This window comes from Streptomyces sp. UNOC14_S4 (assembly GCF_020740835.1).
Lineage (GTDB): Bacteria > Actinomycetota > Actinomycetes > Streptomycetales > Streptomycetaceae > Streptomyces.
In genome coordinates this window covers 1-12,936 of the sequence record NZ_JAINFC010000191.1, presented here as the reverse complement: position 1 = coordinate 12,936, position 12,936 = coordinate 1, and the positions used below count along the sequence as shown (strand labels likewise).

The 12,936-nt window shown below is 71.7% G+C and carries 13 protein-coding genes and 1 pseudogene; 7 read left to right on the top strand and 7 right to left on the bottom strand.

Annotation, left to right across the window (positions count from 1 at the left end):
* Positions 1-196 precede the first annotated feature (196 nt).
* Positions 197-841, top strand: a complete 645-nt coding sequence (locus K6I34_RS18535) for a DUF4360 domain-containing protein (RefSeq protein WP_229327395.1) — start codon at positions 197-199, stop codon at positions 839-841.
* Positions 842-915: 74 nt separating this feature from the next.
* Complete coding sequence (locus K6I34_RS18530; protein ID WP_229327394.1) at positions 916-2,019, top strand: helix-turn-helix domain-containing protein; 1,104 nt, start codon at positions 916-918, stop codon at positions 2,017-2,019.
* Positions 2,020-2,240: 221 nt separating this feature from the next.
* Here the strand turns inward: K6I34_RS18530 and aceE are convergent, their stop codons facing one another.
* From aceE to K6I34_RS18515, 3 genes are all read right to left on the bottom strand, one after another.
* A complete protein-coding gene (gene aceE, locus K6I34_RS18525) occupies positions 2,241-4,913 on the bottom strand; it encodes a pyruvate dehydrogenase (acetyl-transferring), homodimeric type (protein ID WP_229327393.1) in 2,673 nt (890 codons plus the stop codon).
* Between the two features lie 279 nt (positions 4,914-5,192).
* Positions 5,193-5,921 (bottom strand): DsbA family protein, encoded by a 729-nt coding sequence (locus tag K6I34_RS18520; RefSeq protein WP_229327392.1) that lies wholly within the window; start codon positions 5,919-5,921, stop codon positions 5,193-5,195.
* Positions 5,918-6,586 (bottom strand): GntR family transcriptional regulator, encoded by a 669-nt coding sequence (locus K6I34_RS18515; RefSeq protein ID WP_229327391.1) that lies wholly within the window; start codon positions 6,584-6,586, stop codon positions 5,918-5,920. Before K6I34_RS18515 ends, K6I34_RS18520 begins: the two co-directional genes overlap by 4 nt.
* Before the next feature lie 438 nt (positions 6,587-7,024).
* On the opposite strand from K6I34_RS18515, the gene K6I34_RS18510 reads away from it, so the two are divergent.
* The 5 genes from K6I34_RS18510 (at position 7,025) to K6I34_RS18490 (ending at position 10,766) form a co-directional block, all read left to right on the top strand.
* Positions 7,025-8,179 carry a pyridoxal phosphate-dependent aminotransferase gene (locus K6I34_RS18510; RefSeq protein ID WP_229327390.1) on the top strand — a complete coding sequence of 385 codons (1,155 nt, stop codon included), beginning with the start codon at positions 7,025-7,027 and terminating at the stop codon, positions 8,177-8,179.
* Complete coding sequence (locus K6I34_RS18505) at positions 8,169-8,672, top strand: DUF6190 family protein (protein ID WP_229327389.1); 504 nt, start codon at positions 8,169-8,171, stop codon at positions 8,670-8,672. The genes K6I34_RS18510 and K6I34_RS18505 overlap by 11 nt, the downstream gene beginning before the upstream one ends.
* Positions 8,659-9,492 carry a dihydrodipicolinate synthase family protein gene (locus tag K6I34_RS18500; protein WP_229327388.1) on the top strand — a complete coding sequence of 278 codons (834 nt, stop codon included), beginning with the start codon at positions 8,659-8,661 and terminating at the stop codon, positions 9,490-9,492. Before K6I34_RS18505 ends, K6I34_RS18500 begins: the two co-directional genes overlap by 14 nt.
* Before the next feature lie 132 nt (positions 9,493-9,624).
* Positions 9,625-10,455 (top strand): iron-containing redox enzyme family protein, encoded by an 831-nt coding sequence (locus K6I34_RS18495; RefSeq protein ID WP_229327387.1) that lies wholly within the window; start codon positions 9,625-9,627, stop codon positions 10,453-10,455.
* Complete coding sequence (locus K6I34_RS18490; protein WP_229327386.1) at positions 10,455-10,766, top strand: Rieske 2Fe-2S domain-containing protein; 312 nt, start codon at positions 10,455-10,457, stop codon at positions 10,764-10,766. Before K6I34_RS18495 ends, K6I34_RS18490 begins: the two co-directional genes overlap by 1 nt.
* A gap of 73 nt (positions 10,767-10,839) precedes the next feature.
* Here K6I34_RS18490 and K6I34_RS18485 read toward each other — a convergent pair whose 3' ends face one another.
* The 4 genes and pseudogenes from K6I34_RS18485 to K6I34_RS18470 all read right to left on the bottom strand — a co-directional run.
* Positions 10,840-11,439, bottom strand: coding sequence for a TetR/AcrR family transcriptional regulator (locus tag K6I34_RS18485; protein WP_229327385.1), 600 nt, complete (start codon positions 11,437-11,439; stop codon positions 10,840-10,842).
* A 62-nt stretch (positions 11,440-11,501) separates the two neighbouring features.
* Positions 11,502-11,774 carry a DUF1876 domain-containing protein gene (locus K6I34_RS18480; protein ID WP_308294024.1) on the bottom strand — a complete coding sequence of 91 codons (273 nt, stop codon included), beginning with the start codon at positions 11,772-11,774 and terminating at the stop codon, positions 11,502-11,504.
* Positions 11,775-11,831: 57 nt separating this feature from the next.
* Positions 11,832-12,473: pseudogene (locus tag K6I34_RS18475) on the bottom strand (phosphoribosyltransferase); the annotation flags it as partial.
* A 118-nt stretch (positions 12,474-12,591) separates the two neighbouring features.
* On the bottom strand, positions 12,592-12,936 hold a 345-nt coding region (locus tag K6I34_RS18470; RefSeq protein ID WP_229327384.1), incomplete at its 5' end, for an HIT family protein.

Genomic DNA, 12,936 nt, shown 5'->3' with positions numbered 1-12,936 from the left:
GCTGCGGGCCGGCGAACGGGGGCGTCGTCATGATCCAAGCCTGGCCCGCGGAGCCGGTCCGGGCCTGAGCGTTCGTACTCAGCCGGCGTACTCACCCGTGTACTCAGACGATGCCGTCGCTGACCTGTACATGACCTACCGGCGGTGGTGGGATGGACCCGTCCGGCGCACCCGCGCGGGGGAGGGAAGGAGTCCCATGCCCAGGTCGGTGACGATCGCCGCCGCGGCCGCGGCACTCATGGCCGCGGTGTTCCCGTCCGCCGCGCACGCGACGGGGAGCGGCACGCCCCCGCCGGGCGGTGTCAGCATCGAGATCGCGACCGTCAACGGATCGGGCTGTCCCATGGGCGATCCGGCCATCGCGCTGGCGCCGGGCTACTCCTCCTTCACGCTCTCCAACGTGAGCTTCACCTCCAGCACCAGTGACCAGCCCGCCGAGCGCCGGAAGAACTGCCAGATCAACCTGTACTTCCGGGTGCCGCAGGGCTACACGTACGCGATCGCCGGAGCCGACCTCGGCGGCTTCGCGAGCCTCGCGAAGGGGGCCTCCGGGGTGGTGCGGAACGACTACTACTTCCAGGGCAGCGCGACCACGGTCCCCCGGAGCGTACGCCTCGTCGGCCCGTACAACGACGCGTGGCAGATGTCCTACGACAACGACCTCGTCGACCTCGTCTACGCCCCGTGCGGCGAGCAGCGGAACCTCAACCTCAACACCTCGCTCCAGGTGGACCGGGGCACCTCGGACCCGGCGAGCGTCAGCACCATCACGCTGGGCGACGACCTGTTCGGCGGGACCATCGTCCACCGGCTCGCCTGGAAGCGGTGCCCGGGCAGCTGACCCCGCCGGCATCTGGCACCCTTGAGGCCGCGTCAAGAACTCATCAGGGGCGCGTCAAGGAGCGGGGAGCGCGCGTGAGGGACCGGGGGATACCCGATGACTACCTGAAGGGGTACGCCGACATCCTGACCGAGGCCTCCGCCACCGGCAGGCGGCTGTGCCGCGACGAGCTGGAGTCGCGCCGCATGCTCGGCGAGCGCGCCGCCGAGAACGGCCAGGGGCTGCGCGGACTGATAGTCGACCACCTCTCCGCGACCCGCGCCCTGTGGACCCGGCTGCCCGCGGCCCCGGGCCCGGGCCCGGAGAGCGGCGCGGCAGGCGTCCGCGCCACCGCCACCGCCGTCCTCACCGCGGCCGAACAGGCCATCGACGCGTTCGCGGAAGGCTACGAGCGGGCCCAGAAACTGGCCGTCCGCAAGGAGGAGGCCGCCCGCCGCGAGTTCATCGACGACCTCCTCTACGGCCGCAGCGACCTGGGACGGCTCTCCGAGCGCGCCGAGCGCTTCGGACTGCGGCTCGCCCGCGCCCACGCGGTGGCCGTCGCCGCGGGACCCGAGCCGTACGACGACGCCCACCCGGTCGTACGCCGGGTGGAGGGCGTCCTCAACGCCCGCTTCGGCGACCGCCACATCCTGCTCACCACCAAGGACGGCAGACTCGTCTGCGTCGCCCCCGGGGATCAGGACGACGTCCTGCGGTTCTTCGGCAAGCAGGCGTACGCGGCCACCGACGGCGGGCGGGTGGCCGTCGGCCGCCCGCACCCGGGCGCGGGCGGTGTCGTCCACTCCTATGAGGAGGCGCTCGGCGCCCTGGACCTCGCCGAGCGCATGGCCCTCGACAGCCCCGTGCTGCACGCCGCCGACCTGCTCGTCTTCCCCGTCCTCACCCGGGACCGGCAGGCGATGGCCGACCTGGTGCGGACGACGCTGGGGCCCTTGCGGGAGGCGCGTGGGGGAGCGGTGCCGCTGCTGGAGACGCTCACCGCGTACTTCGACGCGGGGTGTGTGGCGGCGGAGGCGGCGCGCCGACTTTCTTTGAGCGTGCGGGCTCTGACGTATCGCTTGGAGCGGATTCATCGTCTGACGGGGGCGGACCCTTCGGATCCGATGCACCGCTACACGCTGCAGACGGCGGTCATCGGCGCCCGCCTCCTCGACTGGCCGTCAAAGGAACCGTGACCGTCCGGGGGGACCCCAGCGGAACGCCTGTCCACAACTGGAGGTGAGGCGGAAGTTCGGCCAAGGGGGCGCGCCCCATCAGGGGCGCGGGGAACTGCGCGACCAGCCCTCGACGACCCGCAGTCGCCTACCGGGCCCAGGCGGCAACCCGGTAGGCGCACCGGGCCACCGGCCCGCAGCCGCGCGCGCGGCGCAAGAGGCACCCCGGTGGGCGCAACCGGTCACCCCTCCAAGCCGTACCGCCGAGCCGCCTCCCGAACTGTCTCCGCCTTGACCTCCCCCCGGCGCGCGAGCGCCGCAAGCGCCGCCACCGTCACCGACTGCGGGTCCACCCCGAAGTGGCGCCGTACCGCGTCGCGCGTGTCGGAGAGGCCGAAGCCGTCCGTGCCGATGGAGGTCCAGTCCTGCTCGACCCAGGGGGCGATCTGGTCGGGGACCGCCCGCATCCAGTCGCTGACGGCGAGGACCGGGCCCGGCGCGCCGTGCAGTGCCTGGGTGACGTACGGGACCCGGTCCTCGCCCTTGAGCTGCGCCGCGTCACAGGACAGGGCGTCGCGGCGCAGCTCGGTCCAGGAGGGCGCGGACCATACGTCGGCGGCCACGCCCCAGTCCTCGGCCAGCAGGCGCTGCGCCTCCAGCGCCCAGTGGACGGCCGTGCCCGAGGCGAGCAGCTGCATGCGCGGGGCCTCGGCGGGGGCCTCGGCCGCCGCCTTGAAGCGGTAGAGGCCCTTGAGGATGCCCTCCTCCACACCGTCCGGCATGGGCGGCTGGACCTTGGTCTCGTTGTAGACCGTGAGGTAGTAGAAGACGTCCTCGGCTTCGGGTCCGTACATCCGCCGCAGGCCCTCGCGGACGATGACGGCGATCTCGTACGCGAACGCCGGGTCGTAGGAGACCGCCGCCGGGTTGGTGGACGCGATCAGGTGCGAGTGCCCGTCGGCGTGCTGAAGGCCCTCGCCCGTCATGGTCGTACGGCCCGCGGTGGCGCCGATCACGAAGCCGCGGCCCAACTGGTCGGCCAGCGCCCAGAACTGGTCGGCCGTCCGCTGCCAGCCGAACATCGAGTAGAAGATGTAGAACGGGATCATGGGCTCGCCGTGCGTGGCGTACGCGGTGGCGGCCGCCGTGAAGTCGGCCAGCGAACCCGCCTCGGTGATGCCCTCGTTGAGGATCTGGCCGTTCTTCGCTTCCTTGTAGTACAGGAGCTGGTCGCGGTCGACCGGGTCGTAGGTCTGGCCGGCCGGCGAGTACAGCCCCGCGGAGGGGAAGAGCGACTCCATGCCGAAGGTGCGGGCCTCGTCGGGGACCACCGGCACCCAGCGCGCGCCGGTCTCCTTCTCCCGCATCAGGTCCTTGACCAGCCGGACGAAGGCCATGGTGGTGGCGATCTCCTGGTGGCCCGAGCCCTTGTGCAGGGCCTCGAAGGGCTTCGCGGAGGGCAGCGGCAGCGGCTTGGCGACGACCTTTCGGGCCGGGGCCGGGCCGCCGAGCGCGGCGCGGCGCTCCTGCAGATACCGCACCTCGGGGGAGTTCTCGCCGGGGTGGGCGTAGGGCACCATCTCGCCGGCCAGCGCGCTGTCGGGGATGGGGAGTCCGAGCAGGTCGCGCATGGCCCGGAACTCCTTCCCCGTGAGCTTCTTCATCTGGTGGTTGGCGTTGCGCGACTCGAAGCCGGGGCCGAGCGTGTAGCCCTTGACGGTCTGCGCGAGGATCACGGTCGGCGCGCCCTTGTGCGCGAGGGCGGCCCGGTACGCGGCGTACACCTTGCGCGGCTCGTGGCCCGCGCGGGAGGTCCGGAAGAGCTCCAGGAGCTGTGCGTCGCTCAGGCCCGCGCCGATCGCGCGCAGTGCGGAGGACGAGGAGGAGGGGCCGTCGGCGCCGAAGAAGTGCTCGCGGAGGTAGGCCGCCTCGCGGGTGGCGTACGTCTGGAACTGGGCGTCCGGCACCGCGTGCAGCCGGTTGACCAGCGAGCCGTCGGTGTCCTGGGCGAACAGCGGGTCCCAGGCGGTGCCCCACAGGGACTTGACGACGTTCCAGCCCGCGGCGCGGAACTGGGCCTCCAGCTCCTGCACGATCTTGAAGTTGGGGCGGACCGGGCCGTCGAGGCGCTGCAGGTTGCAGTTGATGACGAAGGTGAGGTTGTCGAGCTTCTCCCGGCCCGCGAGGGCGAGGGCGGCGGTCGACTCGGGCTCGTCCATCTCGCCGTCGCCGAGGAAGGCCCACACATGCGACTGCGAGGTGTCCTTGATGCCGCGGTGCGTCAGGTAGCGGTTGAAGCGCGCCTGGTAGATGGCGGAGAGCGGGCCGAGGCCCATGGAGACCGTCGGGAACTCCCACAGCCAGGGCAGCCGGCGCGGGTGCGGGTAGGACGGCAGGCCGTCGCCGCCCGCCTCCTGCCGGAAGCGGTCCAGCTGCCCCTCGGTCAGGCGGCCTTCCAGGAAGGCGCGCGCGTAGATGCCGGGGGAGGCGTGGCCCTGGACGTAGAGCTGGTCGCCGCTGCCGTCGGCCTCCTTGCCCCGGAAGAAGTGCTGGAAGCCCGTCTCGTAGAGCCAGGCGGCGGAGGCGAAGGTGGCCATGTGCCCGCCGAGGTTCGCGCGCTGGTTGCCGCGGGTGACCATCGCGGCGGCGTTCCAGCGGTTCCAGGCGGTGATCCGGGCCTCCATTTCCTCGTCGCCCGGGTAGGCGGGCTCCTCGGAGGTGGGGATGGTGTTGAGGTAGGGGGTCTCCAGGAGCGGAGGGAGGTCGATCCCGGACCGCTCGGCGTGTTCGGCCAGACGGCGCAGCAGGTAGGCCGTCCGGTTGGCACCCCCGAACCGGACGGCGGAGTCCAGGGACTCCAGCCACTCGGCGACCTCGGACGGGTCCTTGTCGGGCAGTTGGTCGAGCTGGGACACGGGTGATCCTCTTTCACAATCCCGGGTGGGGGCCGGGACACGCGCGATGGCGCTGCGGTGCCCCGGCGGTGGAGACGCGCGACCAGGCATGCGGGTGGACCGGCCGCCGGGGGCAGCGGGCTCGCCCCCATGGAACTGCTGATTCCGTGTGGCGGAACCATGTTTCCGTCCGTCAACGCTAGGAGCGGCAAGTTGCCGCAGTCAACATCTACCGACCGGTAATGAACGATGATCGATCATTTTTCCCCGCGTGCCGGACGGCCTCTCCTGACCTGCGGGTCAGTTCGCCGCGCGGGTCAGGATGGCCTCGTAAACGCCCGGGTCATTGGCCGTTACCTCGGGAAAGCCGGTGCCGTAGTCGCCGTGCCAGCGCGCCGAGACCCCGGGATTGGCGTGATCTGATCCATCCGTGAGGTAGAAGTGCGGGCTGCATATGACGCCGTGCTCCTTCGCGACGCGGAAGTCGCGGGCGACGAGCTTGCGGGCCCGGCCCTCCGCGAGGCCCTCGGCGATGGGTGCCGGGTCGACCCCCTCCGTCTCCTCGGCGACCTTCAGGACGACGGCGTACGCGCCGATCGACCGGCTCTCGGCCCAGAACGCGCGCCGCAGGGCGAGGTCCAGCCGCTCGGAGACCTCCAGTCCCTGCTCCTTCGCGAGCTGCACGGCCTCCAGGGCGGGCAGCGACGTGGACGGGAACTTCCAGTCGGGCGCGCGCCACAGCTGCCACCCCGCGTCCGGCTCGATGTGGGCCACGCCGCCCACCTCGGAGTCCGTGCCGGGCCGGGGGCTCGGACCGTTGTTGAACATCTCCAGCGGGAAGGCGCGGTGGTCCAGCCGGACCCGGTCCGCGAGGCCCAGGCGTTCACGGGTGGTGTGCAGCCGGTGCATCGCCACGTGTGCGAACGAGCACCAGATGTCGGAGAAGACGGTGATGACCCCCGGACGGGTCTCGTCCCGGGGGTGGGGTGTGGCGGAGTGGGTGAGGGAAGGGGAAGGCGATGTGGTCATGACGCTCCGATCGGTTCGGGGGCGTAGCCCAGGATGTGCAGTTGCAGCAGGCGGCCGGCGTCCGGGTCGCGACGGCGGAACGCCTCGACGAGCGGCTCGTGGTCCGAGGCGTTGTCGTGCAGCTCGGTGCGCAGCCGGGTGAGGGAGAGCCGCGTCCACAACTCGATGGTCAGCGACTCCCAGTTGGGCAACAGTACGGAATTGCCGGCGGCTTCGACGATCTCCCGGTGGAAGGCGACGCCGTGGCGCACCTGCTCGTCGACGTCGCCCTCCTGTGCCGCGGCGCGCATCCGCTCGGTGTGCTCCTCCAGCGCCTCGACGTGGTCCACCAGCCGGTCCGGGGCGAGTTCGGCCGCCAGCCGTTCCAGGGCGCCCCGCACGGGATAGACCTGGCTCAGCCGGCGGGGCGTCAGCTCCCGGACCCACGTTCCTCTGTTCGGCGACAATTCGACCAGCTGCATGCGCTGGAGGTCCCGCAGTGCTTCCCGTACGGGTGCCTGGCTCACTCCCAGCTCCACGGCCACGCGGCGTTCGACGATCCGCTCGCCCGGCTTCCAGTACCCCTCGAGGAGGCGGTCGACGAGGATGCGGCGCACCTGGTCCCCGAGTGGGGTTCGAGTCAAGCGGGGACTGGGATCGGGGCGTTCTGCTGACTCTGGGGTCATAAGACGTTGCTTCTCCCGGACAAAGCTTGAGCGATGATCGATCATCGGTTAACGTACGTTACACGGGGGGCAATTCGCGGCCGCTCCACGCCACTTGGCCGACGGGTCCCCCGCCCCGGAACGAGCGGGTCCGGCGTCATCGCACGGTCCACGCGTTCCGCCCGTACGGCATGACGTCTCAGCACGGCGTCCCCGCACAGAACCTCGGGTTCCGCTCCCGACGGCTTGCCGGTTCTCACCGGCGTCCGTCAGCCTTCCACCGGCTTTCTGTCAACTCTCCGCCAGCCGTTCCGCGTTCTCATCGGCAGTCGACCACGCCCGTGCGCCATCCGTACGGGCGCCGGGCGACGCGCCGATGTCCCGTACGGGGGGCCACCGCTCCCTGCCGCACTGCACTGTCCGTCGCCCCACCGCGCCGCAGCCCGCGAAGGAGAATCCGTGACCGAGCAGCTTCTCGACCTCACCCAGCACGAGATCGAGGCCCTCAAGACCCGTTTCAACCTCGCCGACGCCCACACGCACCAGAACCAGTCGCCGGGCCAGCAGCGGATCGTCGCCGCGCTCCCCTCGCTGTGGTACGAGGCGGAGAAGACCCGGCAGGCCGACCTGGAGGACCGCTTCAAGGAGGTCTTCTTCCGGCTGCACGGCCAGAACAGCGTCCGCGCCGACTCCACCATGCTCTCGTACGCGGCCTCCATCTCCACCCTGGTCGCGGGCATGTACCTGAAGAAACACGACATCAGCGTCAGCCTCGTCGAGCCATGTTTCGACAACCTCCCCGATGTCCTGCACAACGTCGGCGTGCGCCCGCTCCCGGTGCCCGAGGACGTCCTGCACGACGCCGACCGCATCTACGACCGGCTCGCCGAGACGGTGAGGACCGACGCGCTCTTCCTCGTCGACCCCAACAACCCCACCGGCTTCAGCCTGCTCTCCCATGGCCGCAAGGGCTTCGAGGAGGTCGTCCGGTTCTGCGTCGACCACGACAAGCTCTTCGTCGTCGACCTCTGCTTCGCCGCCTTCGCCCTCGCCGACCCGCGCTTCGGCCGCTTCGACCTCTACGAGCTGCTCGACACCTCCGGCGTCCGCTACATCGCGCTGGAGGACACCGGCAAGACCTGGCCGCTCCAGGACGCCAAGTGCGCCCTGCTCACCTGCAGCCGCGACCTGTACGAGGACGTCTACAACATCCACACCAGTGTGCTGCTGGACGTCTCGCCTTTCGTCCTCAACTTCCTCGCCCGCTACGTCGAGGACTCCATCGAGGACGGCATGGCCTCGGTCCGCGACGTCATCACCCGCAACCGGGAGACCGCGCAGAAGGCCCTCGCGGGCAGTCTCCTGGAGCACATCGAGCCGGCGGTGAACGTCAGCGTCGCCTGGTTCCGCATCCAGGACGGGCGGATCAAGGCCACCGAGCTCCAGCGTCACCTGGCCGATCAGGAGGTCTACGTGCTGCCCGGCACCTACTTCTTCTGGCACACGCCCGAGCGCGGCGAGTCCTACGTCCGCGTGGCCCTGGCCCGCGACCCCGAGGAGTTCCTCGCCTCCGTGACCCGGCTCCGCGAGGCGGTGGACAGCTATGGCGCGTGAACGCTACCTGGACGCCTCCCTGTTCATGGGGATGCACAGCACCGACCCGTCCGTACGGGCCGCCTGCACCGCCTTCTTCGCCTCCCACCTCGGTGAGCGCGTCGTGATGACCTACGAGGAAGTGGGCCGCTGCGACGACTTCGTATGGCATGTGCCGCGCGCGGTCCAGGACGCCTACTACCCGTTCATGGACGTGCTGCACTCCGTGATGCCGATCGACCGGCGCGCCTACACCGAGGACGACCTGGCGGCCCTCGGCGAACTGCCCGCGGAGGCGGACGGGTTGCGTCCGCGCGACCGGCTGCTCCTCGCCGCGGTCCGCGCCACCGGCGGCGAGCTGGTCACCGTCAACCCGCGGCTCCTGGCCCTCGCCGGGCCCGGCATCCCCGTACGGGAGCCCGAGAAGGCCGCGGAGCGCGGGGTGTTCCCGGACGAGCTCGACCGGCTCTACGAGCAGTCTCTGGTGCTGGAGGCCGACCATGCCGAGCTCTGACCGCGCCGCCGCGGTCACCCGGCTCAAGGGGCTGCGCGGGACCCTCGTGCCCCTCGTGACCCCGGTCGACGGGGACCGCCGGGTGTGCGCGACGAGCGTGGCCGGGCTCGTGGAGTCCTTGCGCGGGCACGTCGGCGCGTACGTGCCCGCGCTCAGCACCGGCGAGGGCTGGACCCTCACGCCAGGGCAGTGGACCGACATGGTGCGGCTGACCGTGGAGCACGCGGCGGGCACGCCCGTGCTCGCCGGAGTCGCGCTCGGCGACGCCGCGGGCGTGCGCTCCCGCGCCCGCGCGGCCGCCGGACTGGGCGCGGACGCGGTCGTCGTGCCCCCGCCGTTCCCCGGCCCGGACGGCACGCGCCGCGGGCTCGTCGAGCACTTCGCCGAGATCCTCGACGGCAGCCCGCTGCCGGTGCTCGTCTACCACGAGCATGTCGTCTCCGGGGCGCCGCTCGACCTGGAAGCACTCCGCGCGGTCTGCGCGCTGCCGGGCGTCGTCGGCGTCAAGGACTCCAGCGGCTCCGCGGACTTCACCCGCGGCCTGCTGGACGTACTGGACGGTGGCGTCGATGTGCCCGTCTTCCAGGGCTGGGAGAACCTGATCACCGAGGTCCCCGGCGTCCAGGGCTTCGTCGGGCCACTGGCCAACCTCGAACCCTCGGTCTGCGACGAGGCGCTCGCTGCGGGAGCGGAGGACGCGCAGCACCGCGTCGACGCACTGTCCGAGCGGTACCGGCTGCTGACGGACGACTGGTACCTGCACGTCAAGGCGGAGCTCGTCCGCCGCGGCGTCATCGGCACCGCGCTGCCCGTCGACTGACCGCACGCGCCGGGCCCGGACGCGCCCCTTGCGGGCCTTCCGGACCCGGCGCCCCACCACCCCGTGCCCAACCCGTGTCCGCCCTATGTCCACCGCATGTCCACGAACACCGTGATCCGCCGGGAGTCTTCCGTGACCACCACGACCCGTACGGCCGGCAGCCGCCTCTTCGTACTGAACCGTTCCATACCCACCCCCGACGAACTGCGCGAGCTCCACGAGCTGGAGGAGAGGCTGATCGTCGCCCGCGCCCGTGAGATCGAGGCCGCCGCCCCCGAGATGGCCGACCGAGCGGCCCTGAGCCGCCATATGAAGGCCCTCCTGGAGGCGGAGAAGGCAGACCAGCCCGAGTTCGAGCGGGTCATGGCGGAGGACCTCGACCTCGAACAGTTCAAGGAGGTCGTCGCGCAGTTCGCGGTCGACGGCCTCACCGAGTCCGAGTCCTTCCTGCCGATCGTGTGGCGGCTCCCGAAGAGGGCCAAGATGGCGATCTTCCGGGTGCTCGTCGACGAGTTCGGCTGCGGCAACCTCGACCAGGCGCACTTCAACATCTACCGCGACCTGATGACCGAGCTCGGCATGTCCCTGGACGTGAACGACTACCTCGGCCGCACCAACGAGGAGACGTACGCCTACGTCAACACCTTCTTCTGGGCGGCCGCCCGGGCACCCCGCCCGGAGTACTTCCTCGGCACGCTGTGCTACCTGGAGTCCAGCATCCTCTACGCGTTCCAGTGCTTCGCCGACGCCGCCACACGCCTGGGCCTGTCGGGCGCCCGCTACTACACCGAGCACCTGCACATCGACAACTTCCACGCCAAGGAACTCCAGGTGGCCATCCGGGAGTTCGATGCAGAGGCCGACCTGCAGCCGGTCAAGGTGTGGACGGGCTTCAAGCTCGCCAGCGACGTCATCGGCGCCGCCACCGAGGCCGCCGTCACCTCCGCGCTGAAGGCGGTCTGATGCCGGACGCGAACGAAACGGTCTCGGTCCGGCAGATCGGCGAGGACCGCATCAGAGTGTGCGTCGGCGACCGGGAGTTCGAGGCCGACGCCTACTGCCCGCACCGCAAGGGGCACCTCGCCCACGGCTATGTGAACGCGGCCCGGCTGCGCATCACCTGCCCCCTGCATCACTCCAGCTTCTCCCTGGAGACAGGCGAGGCCGTCACCGGGCCCACCGGCACTCCGCTGTGCGTCCGGGAGATCCTCCGGGAGGGGCTTCGGGAGACCGTCCGGGAAGGCGCGGAATCGGCGGCCGGGCCGGTGGCCTGAGCTCCCGGCCCACGTTCCTGGGCGCGCGTACAGGCGTGTACAGGCGTACGCGCGCTCAGGCGGGCCAGATGCGTCAGGCGGGCCAGGCGCGCATGGCCGTGGCGGCGACCCCTTCGAGCTGCTCCCGCGTCGCGCCGTCCCGGGCCTGCTGGGACAGCCCCTGGACCACGGCGGCGGAGTAGCGCGCGAGCGCGGCCGCGTCGGTGCCCGGCGGCAGCTCGCCGGAGGCGACGTCCGCCCTGACGCGGCTCTCGATCGCCGCGATGTTGGCCGCGCGGACGGCCCGCAGGGACTCCTCGACGTCGGGTGACGCGGTGGTGCCGCCCGTGGCGGCGATGAGCGTGAGGCAGCCCGTCGGGCGGCCGGGCTCCGTGTACTCCCGCGCCGCCTCGCGCAGCATGCGGGACACGGCCCCGCGGGCCGTCGGCTCCTCCTCCAGCGCGCGGAGCATGAAGGCGCCGTACCGCCGCCCGTAGCGCTGGACGGCCTCGGTGAAAAGGCTCTCCTTGTTGCCGAAGGCCGCGTAGAGGCTGGGCGCGGCGATGCCCATGGCGCGCGTCAGGTCGGCGACCGACGTCGCCTCGTAGCCGTGCTCCCAGAAGACGAGCGTCGCCGTCTCCAGCGCCGCCTCCCGGTCGAAGGAGCGGGGGCGGCCACGCTGTCTCTCTGCCATGCGCGAATTCTATATCGGGCGCTATGTAATGGGTGTCCCTGTGCGAAGGGGCCGCGCCGGGGTCAGCGGGTCAGGTGCACCTTCTCGTGGGTGAGTTCCCCGATGTCGACACCCGCCTTGTCCAGCAACTGCTCGGCGAGGCCGTACAGCGCGCGGGCCGCCGCGACCTCCTCGCCGACCCGCTGCTGACTCGGGTCGTCCGGGTGTCTGTTGGTCACTCCGTGCGCCGTGAACTCCGTGCCGTCGCGCATGCGCAGCCGCGCCGCCGCCTGTGTCAGGGGCCCGGCCTCACGGAATTCCATCTCGACGGCGCACTCGACGATCGTCTCCATCATGGTGCTCACACCTCCAGCGATTCACGGTCCGGCGTCGCCGGTGCCCCCGCCGGGGCCCGGCCGCGCCGCGCTGCTCCGCCGCAGCAGCTCGATGACCTCCTCGTCCGATGTCTGGGAGAAGTCCTCGTACCACTCGCCGACCGCGAAGAACAGGGTCGGCATGGAGAGACAGACCAGCTCGTCCACCTGGGGGCGCAGCTCCTGCGCCGCGTCCGGGGGCGCCACCGGCACCGCCAGCACCACCCGGGCGGCGTCCTGGGCGCGCGCCACCCGGCACGCGGCCAGCGCGGTCGCGCCGGTCGCCACGCCGTCGTCCACCACGACGGCCGTGTGCCCGGTCAGCGGAACCCGCGGCCGTCCGCCGCGGAACCGTTCGGCCTGCCGGGCCAGTTCCGCCTCCTCGCGCCGCTGGACCTCCACGAGGTCGTCCTCGTCGACCCGGCTCATCCGGACGATGTCGTCGTGGACGACCCGCACACCGCCCTCGCCTATCGCGCCGAACCCCAGCTCCGAGTGGTACGGCACGCCGAGCTTGCGCACCAGGAGCACGTCCAGCGGGGCGTCGAGCGCCCGCGCCACCTCGTACGCCACGGGCACGCCGCCGCGGGGCAGACCGAGCACGACCACGGGCTCGGCACGCAGGTGCTCCAGCCGGTCGGCCAGTCGGCGGCCGGCGTCCACGCGGTCGCGGAACCTCATGATCCACCTCTCCCGCCGCCCGGAGCCCGGCTCCGGAGCCCGGTTCCGGGGCGGTTCCGGGGCGGTTCCGGGGCGGTTCCAGGGGCGCGGAAAGCCTCTCCTCCCAATATGGCCGGGTTCAGGTGGATAGTCCATGCGGGGGAGACCCGGCAGGCCCGGCAGGCCCGTCGAGTGCGGCCCGCACCAGGCCCGCCACCCGCGCCGCCTCCGCGTCCGACGCGTAGCGCGTCCGCGGCCAGAAGAAACCCCGCAGCCCGTCCTTGCGGTTGCGCGGCACGACGTGCACATGGAAATGCGGCACGGACTGGCTGATCCGGTTGTTCGCCCCCACGAACGACCCGGCGGCGCCCATGCCCCGCTCCACCGCCCCCGCGATCCGCTGCACCCGGCCGAAGAACGGCCCCACCTCGTCGGCGGGCAGGTCGGTGAGCGTCTCCGCGTGCCGCCTCGGCACCACCAGCAC